This window comes from Thalassospira profundimaris, from assembly GCF_003326795.1.
GTDB classification, from domain to species: domain Bacteria; phylum Pseudomonadota; class Alphaproteobacteria; order Rhodospirillales; family Thalassospiraceae; genus Thalassospira; species Thalassospira profundimaris_C.
On sequence record NZ_JPWI01000003.1, the window covers coordinates 314,400 to 330,241 of the forward strand.

The window sequence follows — 15,842 nt, forward strand, 5'->3', positions numbered from 1 at the left end:
GAATAAAGATTGATTTGGTTCCGACATGGCGCACGACATTCTGATTGTCGATGATGAACAAGACATTCGAGCGTTAATCTCCGGTATTCTGGAAGACGAAGGCTATACCACCCGTCAGGCCGGATCGAGCCAGGAAGCTCTGTCCGAAGTGGCCGCGAGGCGGCCAAGCCTTGTGGTGCTTGATATCTGGATGGATGAAAGTGACCACGACGGTATTGAAACCCTCAAGCTGATCAAACGCGAACATAGCGAAGTCCCGGTGGTGATGATTTCCGGCCACGGGAACATTGAAACTGCACTCGAAGCATCGCGCATCGGCGCCTATGACTTCATTGAAAAACCGTTCAATACCGACCGTCTTTTGATGGTTGTCGAACGCGCGATTGATGATGCGCGTCTGCGCCGCGAAAACCGCGAGCTGACCTTACGGGCTGGTGGTGATACAGAGCTTGTCGGCAAGTCATCGGTCATCAATAACCTTCGTCAGTCTGCCGAACGCGTTGCACGTACCGGTAGTCGTATCCTGATTCATGGCCCGGCAGGGTCAGGCAAGGAAGTTGTTGCACGCCTTATCCATCAGAAATCGGCAAGGGCGGAAGCCCCGTTTGTGGTTCTGAACTGTGCGAACATTTCCCCCGAAACCATGGAAGAGTCCCTGTTTGGCGCGGTCGCAAATGCAGATCGCGAAGCCCGCACGGGGGTGCTTGAGCTGGCGCATGGCGGGACATTGCTGCTTGATGAAGTTGCCGACATGCCCTTGGAAACACAGGGGAAAATTGTTCGTGTCCTGCAGGAGCAAACCTTTGAACGCGTCGGCGGTGCTTTGCCAGTCAGCGTTGATGTCCGCGTGATTGCGACCACCGCGCGTGATCTTGAACAACGTATTGCCGAACAAACCTTCCGTCAGGATCTGTATTATCGTCTGAATGTGGTGCCGCTTGAAGTGCCATCGTTGCAGCAGCGCCGGGATGATATTCCCGAACTTGCCGAACGGTTCCTTGAACGGTATGCCGATGCGACCGGCTTGCCAAAACGCAAACTCTCGCCAGAGGCAATGGCAACACTGCATGCCTATGACTGGCCGGGGAATGTGCGTCAGTTGCGCAATGTTATCGAACGATTGATGATCATGGCACCGGATGATGACAAGACGGATTTGATCAGTGGCAAGATGTTGCCATCCGAGTTGTTCTCAGATGTACCGACATCCCTAAGCTTTGACAAAACAAGTGAAATCATGGCATTGCCGCTGCGTGAAGCGCGCGAGATGTTTGAAAAAGAATACCTGCAAACCCAGATAGACCGGTTTGGGGGAAATATTTCCAAGACGGCAAGTTTTGTCGGCATGGAACGTTCAGCCTTGCATCGCAAGCTGAAAAGCCTTGGTGTGAACGGCTGACAAAGCCATTCTCATCTGGGACAGTTGTGAACGGGAGATAACAAGATGAAGGTCATCATTTGCGGCGCCGGGCAGGTGGGCTTCCACATTGCCAAATATCTGGCCGCGGAAAACAATGATGTTACCGTGATCGACCAGTCGGAAGAACTGGTTCGCAAGATTTCAGACACGCTCGAAGTTAAAGGCATCATCGGGTTTGGTTCGCACCCCGATGTGTTGCAGCAGGCTGGTGCCGACGAGGCCGACATGCTGATTGCTGTGACTTTTGCCGATGAAGTCAACATGACGGCCTGTCAGGTTGCGCATTCCCTGTTTAATGTGCCGACCAAGATTGCCCGTATTCGCAGCCAGACATATTTGCAGCCGGAATGGGCAAGCCTGTTTGGTCGTGAAAAACTTCCGATTGATGTGGTGATTTCGCCAGAAATGGAAGTCGCCCGTGCAGTTGCGCGTCGTCTTCAGGCACCCGGCGCGTTTGACATGATCCCGTTTGCCGATGACAAGGTCAAAATTCTTGGCCTGCGCTGCAACGAAGATTGCCCGGTGATCAACACGCCGCTGCGTCAGCTTCACCAGCTTTTCCCGGATCTGAATATTTCGATCCTTGGCATGATCCGCGATGACAAGCCGGTTTATCCCAAAGGGGAAGACCAGATGCTGGCAGGGGATCTTGTTTATCTTGCAGTGTCAAGCGATCAGGTGTCACGTGCAATGTCGGCCTTTGGTCACGAAGACCCCGAAGCACGCCGTATCGTGATCTTTGGTGGCGGCAACATTGCCTTGTTCCTGGCCGAAGAGATCAACAAGAATTTCCCGGGTGTGACCACACGTCTGGTCGAAGCTGATCCTGAACGTGCACGTTATGTGGCCCAGAAACTTCCCAAGAAAAGTGTTGTTCTGCGTGGCGACGTTCTTGATCCGGAACTGCTTGAGGAAGCCAATGTAGGCAATGCCGAAGCCGTTGTTGCACTGACCAATGATGATGAAACCAATATTCTGTCATCCTTGCTCGCCAAACGTTATGGCTGTCCGCGCGCACTGACACTGATCAATAAAAGCACCTATAATTCGCTGGTTTCTGAACTGGGTGTCGATGTTGTCATCAGTCCGCGTATGACAACGGTTTCGACAATCCTGCATCATGTGCGTCGTGGCCGTATTCGTGCTGTTCACAGCCTGTCAGAAGGTTTTGGCGAGGTTCTTGAGGCCGAAGCACTTGAAACCGCCCCAATCGTTGGCAAGGCGATCAAGGATATCGCGATGCCGGCCAGTGTGGTGTTTGGCGCGATCTTGCGTGATGGTGAGGTGGTCATGCCGCGCGCCAATACGGTGATCGAGGCGAATGACCGCATTGTCGTCTTTGCCGGATCCGAGCAGATCAAGAAGGTCGAAAAGATGTTCGCAGTCCGGTTGGAATATTTCTGATCGCTCAGCGGATTTTCAAATCCTCATACCAATAGATAGCGCCGTCATTACCGGAAGTTCAAATGTCTGACAAATTTCCCCATCCGCCAAAGGCCGTCATTTTTGACTGGGATAATACCCTTGTTGATAGTTGGGGTACCATTCAGGCGGCCCTGAATATGACCTTTGAAGACTTTGGCAGGGAAACCTGGACGCTTGAAGAAACCAAGCAGCGTGTAGCCCGTTCCCTGCGCGACAGTTTCCCGGTTCTGTTCGGTCAGGATCGCTGGGAAGCCGCCAAGGACAGTTTCTATGGCCATTTCCGGTCCATTCATCTCGAAACACTGACGCCACTTGTCGGCGCATATGATCTTTTATGTGCGTTGCGTGATAATGGCACCTATATCGGTGTGGTCAGTAACAAGAATGGTGACTTTCTGCGCAAGGAAGCCGAGCACCTTGAATGGACGCCCTTTTTTGGAAAAATTGTTGGTGCAACAGATGCGGCAAATGACAAACCGGCTGCCGATCCGGTGCATATGGCGATGGGCGACTCTTCGGCATCGCAATATGAGAATCTCTGGTTTGTAGGGGATAGTGTTGTTGATATTCAATGTGCGCGCAATGTCGGAGCCACTGCAATCCTGATCGGCGATGAAATAACCGGTCACGGGGACACGCAGAATTCTGCGACTCTTAGCCCTGATTGGCATTTCGCTGATTGCGAGGCGCTTGTAAGGGTTGTAAAAAGCTTCTCGAAAGTCTTATAGTTCAGACTGGTCATTAAAAAATGGGGCAGGGGTCGTGACCGACCTGAAAGTCGACGGCTCCACATTTTCCTTGGCCGCCCGAAACCAAAAAAACGCTCATAAAAGAAGGCTAGGTCTAACCAATGGCGGAAAAATCACAAAATGTTCAGGACGTATTCCTGAATTATTGCCGTAAAAACAAAACGCCGGTTACCGTGTTTCTGGTCAACGGAGTCAAATTGCAGGGCATCATCACCTGGTTTGACAATTTCTCTGTTTTGCTGCGGCGCGATGCTCATACCCAGCTCGTTTACAAACACGCGATCTCGACGGTAATGCCGACGACCCCGATCAAACTGTTTGATCCGAGCCAGCCTGCGACGGACGAAGAAAATAGCTGACGAATCTCTGACTTCGGGGGGCGGCGATGCGCCCGATACCCCCCGGGTCCTAGTTTTCCATCCGGATCTAAAACGCGCGGACCAGAAAGCGTCCTGGCGCGACGCGTCTTCGCGTCTGGATGAAGCGGTCAGTTTGACTGGCGCATTGGAATTTGACGTGGTGGGCGCGGATATCGTGCCCATTGCAAAAACACGCCCGGCAACCCTTTTCGGGACTGGTGTCGTTGAGCGGCTTGGTTTGCAAATCAAGGCCGAAGAGGCCGATATTGTCATGATCAATGGCCAGCTTTCCCCGATCCAGCAGCGTAACCTGGAACGTGAATGGAAATGCAAGGTTATTGATCGAACCGGCTTGATCCTTGAAATTTTTGCTGATCGTGCGCGCACCCGTGAAGGACGCTTGCAAGTTCAACTGGCATTGCTCAGCTATCAGCGATCCCGCCTTGTGCGGACCTGGACGCACCTTGAACGTCAGCGTGGTGGTCGCGGATTCCTTGCCGGTCCCGGTGAACGCCAGATCGAGATTGACCGTCGCCTGATCGGAGACAAGCTTGCGAAATTGCGTCGCGAGCTTGAAGAAGTCAAACGGACGCGCGAACTTCACCGCGAAGCTCGCCGCCGGGTGCCTTATCCGATTGTGGCCCTTGTCGGTTATACCAACGCCGGAAAATCGACTCTGTTTAACCACCTGACGGTGTCCGAGGTTTTTGCCGAGGATATGCTGTTCGCGACGCTTGATCCGACCATGCGTGGTTTGATCCTGCCAAGCGGTCGAAAGGTTATTCTGTCTGATACGGTGGGGTTCGTTTCGGATTTGCCGCACGATCTTGTCGCGGCGTTCCGTGCGACACTTGAAGAAGTTCTTGAAGCAGACCTGATCGTTCATGTGCGTGATGCATCATCGCCCGAGACCGAGGCACAGAAGCTTGACGTGCTTGAAGTTCTCAAGGCGCTTGGTCTTCAAAAGGCAATTGATGGCGAAGAACTGGTCGAGGCGCTTAACAAGATCGATCTTCTTGAAGGTGAAGACTTTCAGGCCGTGCTGGAATATGCATCCCGTCATGACAACACCATTGCGATTTCGGCGGTAAAAGGCCGCAATTGTGATGCACTGCTTGAATTGATCGAGGATCGTCTGACCGAGGACATGCCGGTGTTTGAGCTGTGCGTGCCTTATTCGGACGGTAAGTCACTGGCCCGTCTTTATGAGCAGGGCGAAGTCTTGCAGCGGAGTGAAGGTGCGGACGGAATTTCAATCCAGCTACGCGTTGATACGACGCGTGTTGGTCGGTTCGAAGACTGGTGTGCCAAGGCCGGGCTTGAAGTGCATCTGATATAGTGCGTAATCAGGATTACCCAGTGGGAGAAGTAGCGTGGCGATAAAAGTCGATATGGATAAGGTTACCGAAATTATCCGGGAGGTATCGGCAACTGAAATCGCTCCGCGCTTCGGTCAGCTTGATGATGCCGATATCGATATCAAAACCCACGCGCTTGATCTTGTCACCATAGCAGATACCGAGGCCGAGCGGGTTCTAACCGCACGTTTAACCGATCTGTTGCCCGGGAGTCTGGCCTTGGGCGAAGAAGCAGCACATGCTGATCCGAAGTTGCAGGACAAGGTTTTTGCCGGCACCGCCCCGTTCTGGATTATTGATCCGGTCGACGGCACCAAAAACTTTGCCCATCATCGCCAGCCATTCCGCTGCATGGTCGGTTTGTATTACGGCGGCGAAACTGTCGCAGCCTGGATTGTCGATCCGATTGAAGGTGCTGCAACCGTCGCCGAAAAGGGGGCCGGTACCTGCTATCAGGGTCAGCCGGTTTCTGTGCGTTCAGACATTACCAAAGCCCGTGATGCAAAGGGCTTTTTGATTTCCTATGCCCGTGATCGCATTCGCAAGCATTATGGTCATCTCGATTTCTTTGATGACGTTGCCCATTATTCCTGCTGTGGCGCGGAGTATGAGGAAATGGCGCGCGGTGCATATGATTTTTGTGCCTATCGCACCTTAAAGCCCTGGGATCATGCGCCGGGTACGCTGCTTGTTCGTGAGGCTGGCGGTTTTGCGCGCTATATCATGTCTGACAAGGACAACGAATATAACGCCAATGCGACAGCCCCCGGACTTCTTTGCGCAAGTTCCGAGGATTTGTGGCACGAAATCAACGAAATCCTTTTGCCGCTATTTTCCTGACTCTATCAACGACAAGATCGCAAGATTTGTCAAATCGCACCGTGATAGCGTTTTCAAATTGCACAACAAATGCATGAGAGAACGATGAATAAATTACATGCCCAGCGTTCCTATCAGGACCGTCTTACCCGTGTTCAGGCCTATATTCATGATCATCTGGCAGATGATCTGGATTTGAACAGCCTTGCTGAAATTGCCTGTATGTCTCCGACGCACTGGCATCGCATTTATCACGGTGTGTTTGGTGAAACCGTGGCTGCGACAGTCAAGCGGGTGCGCCTTCATACGGCCGCCGGAATGCTGGCCAACAGCGAAATCCCAATTGATGATATTGCAAAGCGGTGCGGATATCCGAATTTGCAATCCTTTACCCGTATCTTTTCCGACAGCTATGGAATGCCGCCCGCCCGCTATCGCAAGGAAGGCAGTCATCGGAAGTTCCAGAATGCCGTTGATGAAGATCAGGGAGCACTCGTTAGTGGCCCATGGGACGTGGAAATCCGGAACGTGCCTGAGATGTCACTTTTGACCATTCATCATCACGGATCATTCATGCAAATCGGCGAGGCGTTTGATCGCCTGTTCGGCTGGCTTGCCGTTCGCGGGCTGGTTGGACCCGATATCAGGTTGATCGGTGTTTATCACACTGATCCTGATTCGTATCGTGAAGAAGACCTGTTTTCAAGGGCAGGAGTGCTTCTTGAAAACAGTCAGGCCGTTGACGTTGAGGTGCCGGTTACACGCGCAACTGTTGCGGCTGGTCGGTATGCCTGTCTTCGCTACAAGGGGCCATATGCCGATATGAGGGCGGCCTATTTGTGGTTATTTGGCAAATGGTTACCGCAATCTGGTGAGGAAGTGCGTGAGGGGCCTGTATTCGAGGAATACCTCAATAATCCACGAGAAGTGGCGCCGACAGAATTGCTGACGGAAATCTATATGCCGCTTGAAGGCTGATAGCTGGATGCAAGAACGGGGTTGGTTACGCCTGACCCCGTTCGACCTTCTTGGCCAAGTCCCAAAGATTGTCCATTTCTTCCAGATCAGATTGCGCTGCAGTTCGGTCATCGCGGGCGAGTTCATCTTCGATGAAATGGAAGCGTTTGGTGAATTTGTGATTGGCACCGCGCAAGGCAACTTCTGGATCGACCCCGATCTTGCGTGCCAGGTTTGCCATCACAAACAGCATGTCGCCCAATTCATCCTGCAATCGGCCCGGGTCAGGATTGTCGGTCATCTCGGCTTTAAGTTCGTCAATTTCCTCGTGAAGCTTGTCAAAGACTTCGTCGGTGCTTGGCCAGTCAAACCCGACACGTGCCGCGCGCTTGGTCAGTTTCTCGGCACGCATCAATGCGGGCAGGGCACTTGCGACGCCATCAAGTGCGCTATGACGGTCATGACCCTTTGTTTCGGCCTTTTGTGCGCGTTCAGCGGCCTTGATCTTTTCCCAGGTCTGATTAACGCCGTCGGTGGTTGTCGCATCGCCGTCGCCAAAGACATGCGGATGACGACTAATCATTTTCGAGACGATGCTGTTGGCAACATCTTCAAAATCGAAATGCCCGGCTTCCTTTGCCATCTGGGCATGGAAAACCACCTGAAGCAAAAGATCACCCAGCTCATTGCAGAGTTCAGGCATGTCGTTATCGGCAATTGCATCGGCTACTTCATAGGCTTCCTCGATGGTGTAGGGGGCAATTGTCGAGAAATCCTGTTCGAGGTCCCAGGGGCATCCGCCATCGGGATCACGCAAGCGTGCCATGACGTCAAGAAGGTCGTTGATGGCTTTGCTGTTTTGCGTGCTCATGCAGATAGTCCCCGTTTGAAGTTTGCTTGCGGTGTTCCTGTTAGTCCTATCGCGGTGCATCAATGCTGACAAGTCTCTGATCTGGGCAAAACAAAACCCGCAAGCCGTATGGTGCTTGCGGGTTTTGACGTGATGTCAGGATGCCTGTTGCCTTATGCGGCTTTGAGCTTTTCCTGTTTGTTAGCGCTCTCATCACCGGAATCTTCGGTGTTTGCGCTTTCTGATTTCTTGCCTTCGACGAGGCCGCGATGCAGGGCGATGACTGCCTTGTCGAAATCGCCTTCGGCGACGACAAACTGAAGGTCAACCCGACGGCTCGGATAATGAGATGCCACAAGTTCGACACCTGCCTCATCAAGGATCGAGACTGATCGGGCAAACAGGCCCGGCTGGGCGATATTTGCGCCAATCACAGAAACAATCGCGACCTTGCGGGTCTGAACGGTTGCTTCGGGATGCTTGGCTTCGATTTCGTCAACGCAACGGCGGATCTGTTTCAGTGGTGCCGATACATAATGCGTAATCGTGTTGGCATTCAGGTTCTTGGTGACGGTTGGAACCTTATAGCGTTTCAGAACGCTGAGAATTGATTCCTCGCCCCCCGGAACACCAACCATGTCCTGATTGAAGACTTCAATTTCGAACGCAGTCGGAACGCCGGTTACAATTTCAACGCGGCTGTTTTCCGGGTTCCAGTGATCATCGATCACCGTGCCCGGATGTTCCGGTTCAAAGGTGTTCGCAATCCGAAGCGGAATATCATTCTGACGCAGGCCCTTGGCCGCGCGCGGGTGGATGGCTTCCATGCCCATGTTCGACAGCTGATCGGCCACGTCATAGCTGGTCCGGCCAATCGGGCGAACGGAATCCTCGCCAACGATGCGCGGATCAGCACTCGAAAGGTGGAATTCCTTATGAATGATTGCTTCGCGCGCCTTTGTCAGACAGGCAATCCGCGAGAACGTGACTTCACTGTAACCACGACCATAGATGCTCATCAAACCTTCACTGCACTGGGCATATCCGGTTGCAATGGCAAGCTGGCTTGGAAGGTCGATATCGGTGAATACTTTTTCGATACGACCATCAAGTGTTGATGCCTCGGGCTCGCGCCAGCCGGAAAGATCGGCAAAGACCGCATTCACGCCTTTGGCACGCAGCAACAACATGGTGTTATGCGCACTATGTGCCTCGCCAATCGCGGACAGCATTTCACGTACAGTCAGTAAATGCTTTTCAAGTTTGAAATGCCCGAAACTGCAAAGACGGTGAAGGTCCATCAGGCAACTGCGTGTGCCTTCTATGCGTTCCTGAACAAAGGCATTGGCAAGTTTCAGTTCCGGGGCGTCACCAAAGATCTTCTCGTTGATTTCGCACATCTTTTCGGAAACTTTGGTCAGGGCATCACCCCATGCCCAGTCGGTTTCCGATCCGGCATATAGCTGATAGACGCCTGCTTCGCCGGTTTTCTTGTTTTCCAGCAGAAGGTCGGTGAAACCGCCATATGCTGAAACGACAAAGACCCGGTTATAGAGCTCTTCCTCGCTACGATTGCCGACCAGAATATTGTCCATGACCGCATCTACCTGGGTCATAGACGTACCACCGATCTTGTGAACGCTATGCCCAGCGTCCGATTTTTTCTGGGCTGAAAGCATGTTGCCTCCTTTGGGGGCGTTTCCTTGAAAGATTATTGGCTCGGAAAGTTTAAGGCGGTCGTTACCGGCCGCCTCAAGCAAGAGTCCTAGCTTGCGAGCGCATCGCCATCGAGCGGATAAACACCGTTCTCGTCATGAACCTCGCGACCGTTAAGCGGCGGGTTGAACGCACAGGCTACAACCATGTCCTCGGTGCCGCCGCGCAGATAGTGGCGGTCATGCTTGTTCAGGATGTAAACCGTTCCCGGCTCGATCTTGTATTTCTTGCCATCTTCGATGGTTTCGACTTCACCGTTGCCCGAGATGCAATAGACAGTCTCGAAATGGTTGGCGTAGCAGATCTCGGTTTCCGTGCCGGCATAGATGGTGGTGATATGGAACGAAAAGCCCATGCCATCATCGGCAAGCGACAGACGGGTGCTTTCCCAGTTATCCGAGACCACACGGCGACCGGATGCTTCACATTCTTTCAGGGTGCGAACAATCATTTGTAACTCTTTGATCTAATGAAGTTGTGGGGCAGGGCGACGCAACGGTGCGTCGCCCCTGTCATATTATTCAGCAGCAGCTTTGGTCGGTGCAACATCCTTGCCCATGGCTTTGGCTGTTGCCAGCTCAAGGATGTCGAGACCATGTGCCAGATCCTGCTTGGAGATGATCAGCGGGACAAGGCATTTCACCACTTCGTCTTCCGGACCACTGGTTTCGATCACCAGATTATGCCTGAAACATTCCTTGGTGACTTTCGATGCCATTTCGCCACTTTCAAAGCAGATACCCTGCATCAGGCCACGCCCCTTGCGGTAAAGTTTGCCATCACCATAACGTTCGGCAATTTCTTCAAGGCGCTTGCCAAGGAACTCGGCCTTGTCGCGCACATCTGCTGCAAAGGCATCGTCAGACCAGAAGAGGTCAAGTGCCGCTGCTGCCGTGACAAACGCATGATTGTTGCCGCGGAACGTGCCATTATGTTCACCCGGCTGCCAGACGTCGAATTCCGGTTTGATCAGGACGACTGCAAGTGGCAGACCATAGGCCGACAACGATTTTGACAGCGTGATCATGTCAGGCTTGATGCCCGCAGGTTCGAAGCTGAAGAATGTGCCGGTACGGCCACAGCCCGCCTGAATGTCATCGACGATCAGAAGGATGTCATGCTTGCGGCATACTGCTTCAAGATTTTTGAGCCAGCCAAAATCGGCCGCATTCAGACCGCCTTCACCTTGAAGGGTTTCAACGATCACGGCCGCCGGAAGGGCAACCCCGCTTGAGTTGTCTGACAGAACACGGTCAAGATACTCGGTGGTATCAGCGCCATCGCCCATATAGCCGTCAAACGGAACAGCAACCGCGTTATCAAGTGATACGCCAGCCGCGCCGCGATGATGTTCATTGCCAGTGATGGCAAGGGAACCCAGCGTACAGCCATGGAAACCGTTGGTGAAGGAAATGATGGTTTCACGACCTTTGACGCGACGGGCCAGCTTCAGGGCTGCTTCCACGGCATTGGTGCCGGTCGGGCCGGTAAACTGGACCTTGTATTCCATGTCACGCGGCTTGAAGATTTTGGTTTCAAGCGCATTAAGGAATGCTTCCTTGGCCTTGGTGTGCATGTCCAGACCATGGGTGATACCGTTCGATTTGATGTAATCGATCAGTTTCTCCTGCAGGGCCGGATGGTTATGGCCATAGTTCAGGCTGCCGGCACCGGCAAGGAAATCAAGATAACGATTTCCGTTCTCGTCGGTAAGCCAGGCGCCTTCGGCACTTTCAAAAGTAACGGGGAAGGAGCGTGCGTAGCTCTGGACTTCCGATTCAAGGCGATCAAATACAGTCATGGTTCCCTCTTTCAGATTGGGAAAATCAAATCCACATGTCATGCCAAACGTTCCGGCGAGCCGGTTGTTCCAAAAACGGTATGACCGTTTGCTGCATGCGCTGGGAGTGGTCAGGTTGGTCTAATCAGGCCGCGACGCGTTCAACATCTTCACGTTCGAACGGTCCGATCTGCCACAGAATTTCGCTGGCAGCGGCCCCCTCAAAGTGGGTTTCGCGTTCGAACTGGACCTTGCGTTTGACGTCGGCGCCAAGCTCACGTGCGACTGAACGGAAAACGCCTTGCGACGGTGCATTGGTCGAGGTGATTGTCGTGTTCAGTTCGGTCACGTTGTGGCATGCCGGACGGTCCAGAATGTCAAGGATCAGGCGTTTAGCCAGACGTAATCCGCGTGCCTTCGGTGATACGGCGACCTGCCAGATAAAGAGCTGGTTGTTCTTGTTCGGAACGATATAGCCCGAGACGAAGCCGATAGCTTCGCCGTCAAGTTCTGCAATCGCGCAGGTGTCTGCAAAGTGCGAACATTGTAGCAGATTGCAGTACATCGAGTTTTCATCCAGAGGCTTACACTCGGCGATGAGGTTGTTTACCGTAGCGCCGTCAGTGGCCTTGGGTTTTCGGATAATCAGGTTGGCTTTCTGGCCGGTATTGCCCTTTGTGGTGGCAATTTTCATCGGTCTGCCTGTTCTGTTATTTCGATATGCGATCATTCATGTCGCAGAAGATGTATAGAATATCGATATAAAATGATCAACCCTTCGACTGTGAAATTCCTGTGAAATGCTCTAAGTTACTGATAAATATAACAAGTATAATTAATCGAACATCGATAATGATGCGCTGAGAATGAGGAAAAATTCTTTCCTTAAAATAACGATTGTCGATGTAATAACCAATAGAAAATCGATGGAAGTATGTCGTAAAACGTTGCGTAGCGCGGGGTGTGCGGCTAAAACAGGTTCTGCAGCAGAACAATAATTTTCGCCCGGATCGTCAAAATGGACAAATTGCACGAAGCTTTGATCTCAATTCGCAGAATCCTGCGTGCGAGTGATATTCACGCCAAGAAACTTGGTAAAATCACCGGGTTGAAAACATCACAGCTTCTTGTTTTGCAGTCACTGGAAGAGTTCGGCGAGATGACGGTCGGGCAGATTGCCGCCAAGGTCAATCTTGCACAGGCATCTACCACATCACTTGTCGACAAGTTGCAGGCGATGGGATTGGTGTCTCGCGAACGCGGTGATACGGACAAGCGTAAAGTCTTTGTGCGCCTGACCGAGGAGGGCGTGCTGACCCTTGATCGTGCGCCAATGGCCTTGCATGACCGTTTTTCCGACAAGTTCAACAATCTTGAGGAATGGGAACAGACATTCCTTATCGCGGCGTTGCAGCGTGTATCGGGCATGATGGATGCAAGCGACATCGACGTTGCGCCATTGCTAGATCACGATGTTATTGTCGATAAGCGCGACTAGGTCCGGCCGCGAGTGATCGAACCATTTTAAAAGTTACTTAAAATGGTTCCGGCCTAAGATGCTGGTATATAAAAGAAAAAGTCTGGTCGAAAGTTCCGGTATTCGGTTAGCCCGGAAGGCCTTTCTTGCGATTGATATGGCGTTCGAACCATTTCGCCATGATCGGGGCGAGTAGCACAATCTCGAAAATGCGCACGATATGATGGAATGCGACAAAGCTTGGTTCGACATTCAGTGCAAGTGCGATCAATGACATCTCGGCGACACCGCCCGGGGCAAAAGCCAGAAGGACTGCAATAAAGTCAAGGTCCAGCCACTGCGCCACAAACCACGCAATGACACCGGTAAAGGCAAGGACGACGACAGTGGCAAGGACTGAATAGATTGCCAGTCGACCAAGGACAGCAAGCTTTACCCCTGAAAAGCGACTGCCGATGGCTGAGCCAAGGATCAGCAAACTCCCTGCCAGCAACCATCCGGGAAGATTGCCCTCAACCGTGCCAGTGACGTGCAGCACCATGCTGGCGGCCATGGCGCCGGTCATGTATGAGGCGGGTACCCTGATCTTTCGAAATACCAGAATGGTGAGAAGGGCGCAGATTGCAGTAAGCGCACCTTCGCCAAGAGTCATCTGAACGGCTTCGCTATCACCATGACCACTTGCAACGACGCCGGTGATCATCAGGACAATAAGGGGGGCTGACATCACCAGCAACAGAACACGCAGCCCCTGTGTCAGGGCAATTTCCTGTTCGTTGCCACCTGCAGCAGCCCCAAGGACGACCATCGGGGTCAAGCCACCCGGGGTGGCCGAAAACAGGGCCGTTGCCGGATCAAGACGGGCAACCTTGGTATAAAACCAGGTGATGATCACCGTGATGACTGGTACGTAAAGGAGGACAGCGATCATGCTGATCGGCCAGCGCGCCGCCTGGTCAAATGTATCGGGCGTGAAAGACGCCCCAAGGAATATTCCGATCACGCCAAGAATGGCTGAGCGGAACTGCATCGGGATGCCCATCGGGACGCGCAGAAGACTTGCGATAAAAGTCGCGAGCATCGGGCCCATCATCCAGGCCAGCGGCATGTTGATGGAATGGGCAATCACGCCACCGACAAGACCGATCCCCAGTCCGACAGCAAGTTTTTTAAAGAATTTCGGCGTCAAAACACGGGAAGTGCGATTGATCCAACTGTCATTCGAAGGATCGTCCGGTGTTCTGTTCATTATGCTTCAGCCTTGTTCTTTTCAATCTGCTCTAGGAAACCATCAATGGCATCGCGCAGTCGGGATGCTTCGGTATTCAGGGTGTTGGTTGCCCGCGAGACATTTTCCGAACCGTTATGAACACGCGCAGTTTCATTATCAAGCGCGCCAACGGCCTCTGCCACTGTGCGCATACCGCCATTGGCATCCTGAATACTGTTTGAAATGCCTGCGGTTGATGCCTGTTGTTCTTCAACGGCGGCCGCAATCGCTGCTGCGGACTGGTCAACCTCTCCAATTACGTCGGCAACGCTATGAAGGGCAGCGATGACATTGTCGGTCAGTCCGCGGATCTCTTCGACCTGGCTTGCGATCTCGTCCGTTGCGCGGGCGGTTTGCGAGGCAAGGTTTTTAACTTCGCCTGCGACCACGGCAAATCCCTTGCCTGCGTCACCGGCGCGGGCGGCTTCGATCGTGGCATTCAGGGCAAGAAGGTTGGTCTGACTTGCAATGTCTTCAATCAGACTGACGATATCACCAATCCGTTGGGTGGCATTGGTCAACTGATCAAACAAGGCGCGGGAATGCTCGCTTTCCTCGCGGGCGCGCCCGGCAACGGTGGCAGAATTTTGCGCCTGCTGTCCGATTTCCGCAATGGCTTCGGATAGGCTGGCTGTGGTGTGCGATACCGCTTCGATATGGTGAAGTACCTGTTCGGAATGCTGATTTGCGTCTGCAGAGCGGGCGCTGGCATGGTTGGCAATCTGCTCCATGTCGCTTGCCGAACCGTTGAGCGAACCAAACTCGCGATCAAAGCCCGACAGGGCTTCCTGAACCGAACGCTGGAAATGTTCGGTTGCCTCTATCAGGTTTTGCTGACGCTGGCGTTCAACGCCACGGATACGCTCGCGCTCCTTGCGCAAGGTTTCAGCCTCGCGCGATTGATCGCGCAACACAGTGACCGAGCGCGCAACAGTGCCGATTTCGTCCCGCCGCTGCCCGCCGCGGATATCGATATCAAGATCACCATTGGAAATCTTTTCAATCAGTCGCGCCAAATCGGTCATCGGGCGTGAAATACGGCGCGACACAAAGACAGAAACGATCCCGGCAATAATCACCACCAGGACGGCAACAATGACAAAGACGCGTTGCAAAGCTTCGGCCTTTGACGAAGCTTCGGCAAAGGAGGTCGTTGCGATGTCGTGGGTCTTGGCAAGAATATCGTTCAGCGGAACCTGAAGTGCCTGAAACGTCTCGTCAGCCTGCGCGATGACTTCAAGCGCGCCATAGATATTCATTTCGCTTTCAACAAGGAACTGATCGACCTGTTCCATGTATTTTGCGTAATTGGCTGCAAATTCATCGCCGCCAACGGCGGCCAGTCGTTCTGCCATCGGGGCCAGTTCGGAGGACAGCTTGCTGACCTTTTCGCGCAGGTCCGGTACAACGGCGGCATTAATACCGTTTGAATCCCATGTCAGAATGCGAAACAGCGATCCGTGAGCCTCGTTAAGCGCATTGCTTAAGGTCAGCGCATCGGATCGCCGTTCATAGGCTTCGACGCGAAGGCTGGTGAGTGTGGCTTTCTCGCTTTCGAGGGTTGCGACAGTCGCAACGCCCATTGCGATAATGACGATCATAAGGAAGACCGGAACCAACAGGGTTTTGGGGCCGATCGACAGATTATCAATAAAACGCATT

General features: G+C 52.9%; 15 protein-coding genes. 8 read left to right on the forward strand and 7 right to left on the reverse strand.

The annotated features are described in order from the left end of the window. Positions 1-25: 25 nt before the first annotated feature. From ntrX to TH30_RS07645, 7 genes are all read left to right on the forward strand, one after another. Entirely contained in the window at positions 26-1,399 is a 1,374-nt protein-coding gene (gene ntrX / locus TH30_RS07615) for a nitrogen assimilation response regulator NtrX (protein WP_114097470.1), read from the forward strand. Positions 1,400-1,444: 45 nt separating this feature from the next. Next, positions 1,445-2,824, forward strand: a complete 1,380-nt coding sequence (trkA, locus tag TH30_RS07620; RefSeq protein WP_114097471.1) for a Trk system potassium transporter TrkA — start codon at positions 1,445-1,447, stop codon at positions 2,822-2,824. Between the two features lie 62 nt (positions 2,825-2,886). Continuing rightward, on the forward strand, positions 2,887-3,573 hold the full coding sequence (locus tag TH30_RS07625; protein ID WP_114097472.1) for an HAD family hydrolase: 687 nt from the start codon (positions 2,887-2,889) through the stop codon (positions 3,571-3,573). Positions 3,574-3,695: 122 nt separating this feature from the next. After that, positions 3,696-3,953 carry an RNA chaperone Hfq gene (gene hfq, locus TH30_RS07630; RefSeq protein ID WP_007089557.1) on the forward strand — a complete coding sequence of 86 codons (258 nt, stop codon included), beginning with the start codon at positions 3,696-3,698 and terminating at the stop codon, positions 3,951-3,953. A gap of 7 nt (positions 3,954-3,960) precedes the next feature. Beyond that, positions 3,961-5,292 (forward strand): GTPase HflX, encoded by a 1,332-nt coding sequence (gene hflX / locus TH30_RS07635; protein ID WP_404969461.1) that lies wholly within the window; start codon positions 3,961-3,963, stop codon positions 5,290-5,292. Positions 5,293-5,326: 34 nt separating this feature from the next. Continuing rightward, entirely contained in the window at positions 5,327-6,151 is an 825-nt protein-coding gene (locus TH30_RS07640; RefSeq protein ID WP_258548647.1) for an inositol monophosphatase family protein, read from the forward strand. Between the two features lie 84 nt (positions 6,152-6,235). Then, positions 6,236-7,108 (forward strand): AraC family transcriptional regulator, encoded by an 873-nt coding sequence (locus TH30_RS07645; RefSeq protein ID WP_114097475.1) that lies wholly within the window; start codon positions 6,236-6,238, stop codon positions 7,106-7,108. 25 nt (positions 7,109-7,133) lie between these two features. Here TH30_RS07645 and mazG read toward each other — a convergent pair whose 3' ends face one another. The 5 genes from mazG to ectA form a co-directional block, all read right to left on the reverse strand. Beyond that, a complete protein-coding gene (gene mazG / locus TH30_RS07650) occupies positions 7,134-7,958 on the reverse strand; it encodes a nucleoside triphosphate pyrophosphohydrolase (RefSeq protein WP_114097476.1) in 825 nt (274 codons plus the stop codon). A 152-nt stretch (positions 7,959-8,110) separates the two neighbouring features. Then, positions 8,111-9,616, reverse strand: coding sequence for an aspartate kinase (locus TH30_RS07655; RefSeq protein ID WP_114097477.1), 1,506 nt, complete (start codon positions 9,614-9,616; stop codon positions 8,111-8,113). Between the two features lie 86 nt (positions 9,617-9,702). After that, positions 9,703-10,104, reverse strand: coding sequence for an ectoine synthase (locus TH30_RS07660; protein WP_068519046.1), 402 nt, complete (start codon positions 10,102-10,104; stop codon positions 9,703-9,705). Between the two features lie 66 nt (positions 10,105-10,170). Continuing rightward, positions 10,171-11,454, reverse strand: coding sequence for a diaminobutyrate--2-oxoglutarate transaminase (gene ectB, locus TH30_RS07665; protein ID WP_114097539.1), 1,284 nt, complete (start codon positions 11,452-11,454; stop codon positions 10,171-10,173). 124 nt (positions 11,455-11,578) lie between these two features. Beyond that, a complete protein-coding gene (ectA, locus tag TH30_RS07670) occupies positions 11,579-12,127 on the reverse strand; it encodes a diaminobutyrate acetyltransferase (protein ID WP_114097478.1) in 549 nt (182 codons plus the stop codon). 324 nt (positions 12,128-12,451) lie between these two features. On the opposite strand from ectA, the gene TH30_RS07675 reads away from it, so the two are divergent. Then, a complete protein-coding gene (locus TH30_RS07675) occupies positions 12,452-12,931 on the forward strand; it encodes a MarR family winged helix-turn-helix transcriptional regulator (protein ID WP_114097479.1) in 480 nt (159 codons plus the stop codon). A gap of 106 nt (positions 12,932-13,037) precedes the next feature. Here TH30_RS07675 and TH30_RS07680 read toward each other — a convergent pair whose 3' ends face one another. Next, positions 13,038-14,159 (reverse strand): AbrB family transcriptional regulator, encoded by a 1,122-nt coding sequence (locus TH30_RS07680; RefSeq protein ID WP_114097480.1) that lies wholly within the window; start codon positions 14,157-14,159, stop codon positions 13,038-13,040. Continuing rightward, positions 14,159-15,841, reverse strand: coding sequence for a methyl-accepting chemotaxis protein (locus TH30_RS07685; protein WP_114097481.1), 1,683 nt, complete (start codon positions 15,839-15,841; stop codon positions 14,159-14,161). The genes TH30_RS07680 and TH30_RS07685 overlap by 1 nt, the downstream gene beginning before the upstream one ends. Between the last annotated feature and the right edge of the window lies 1 nt (position 15,842).

What these genes read in the sequence shown, in the direction of transcription:
- ntrX (WP_114097470.1), top strand. Translation starts at nt 26, where the DNA reads ATGGCGCACGACATTCTGATTGTCGATGATGAACAAGACATTCGAGCG.
- trkA (WP_114097471.1), top strand. Translation starts at nt 1,445, where the DNA reads ATGAAGGTCATCATTTGCGGCGCCGGGCAGGTGGGCTTCCACATTGCC.
- TH30_RS07625 (WP_114097472.1), top strand. Translation starts at nt 2,887, where the DNA reads ATGTCTGACAAATTTCCCCATCCGCCAAAGGCCGTCATTTTTGACTGG.
- hfq (WP_007089557.1), top strand. Translation starts at nt 3,696, where the DNA reads ATGGCGGAAAAATCACAAAATGTTCAGGACGTATTCCTGAATTATTGC.
- TH30_RS07645 (WP_114097475.1), top strand. Translation starts at nt 6,236, where the DNA reads ATGAATAAATTACATGCCCAGCGTTCCTATCAGGACCGTCTTACCCGT.
- mazG (WP_114097476.1), bottom strand. Translation starts at nt 7,958, where the DNA reads ATGAGCACGCAAAACAGCAAAGCCATCAACGACCTTCTTGACGTCATG.
- TH30_RS07655 (WP_114097477.1), bottom strand. Translation starts at nt 9,616, where the DNA reads ATGCTTTCAGCCCAGAAAAAATCGGACGCTGGGCATAGCGTTCACAAG.
- TH30_RS07660 (WP_068519046.1), bottom strand. Translation starts at nt 10,104, where the DNA reads ATGATTGTTCGCACCCTGAAAGAATGTGAAGCATCCGGTCGCCGTGTG.
- ectB (WP_114097539.1), bottom strand. Translation starts at nt 11,454, where the DNA reads ATGACTGTATTTGATCGCCTTGAATCGGAAGTCCAGAGCTACGCACGC.
- ectA (WP_114097478.1), bottom strand. Translation starts at nt 12,127, where the DNA reads ATGAAAATTGCCACCACAAAGGGCAATACCGGCCAGAAAGCCAACCTG.
- TH30_RS07675 (WP_114097479.1), top strand. Translation starts at nt 12,452, where the DNA reads ATGGACAAATTGCACGAAGCTTTGATCTCAATTCGCAGAATCCTGCGT.
- TH30_RS07680 (WP_114097480.1), bottom strand. Translation starts at nt 14,159, where the DNA reads ATGAACAGAACACCGGACGATCCTTCGAATGACAGTTGGATCAATCGC.
- TH30_RS07685 (WP_114097481.1), bottom strand. Translation starts at nt 15,841, where the DNA reads ATGCGTTTTATTGATAATCTGTCGATCGGCCCCAAAACCCTGTTGGTT.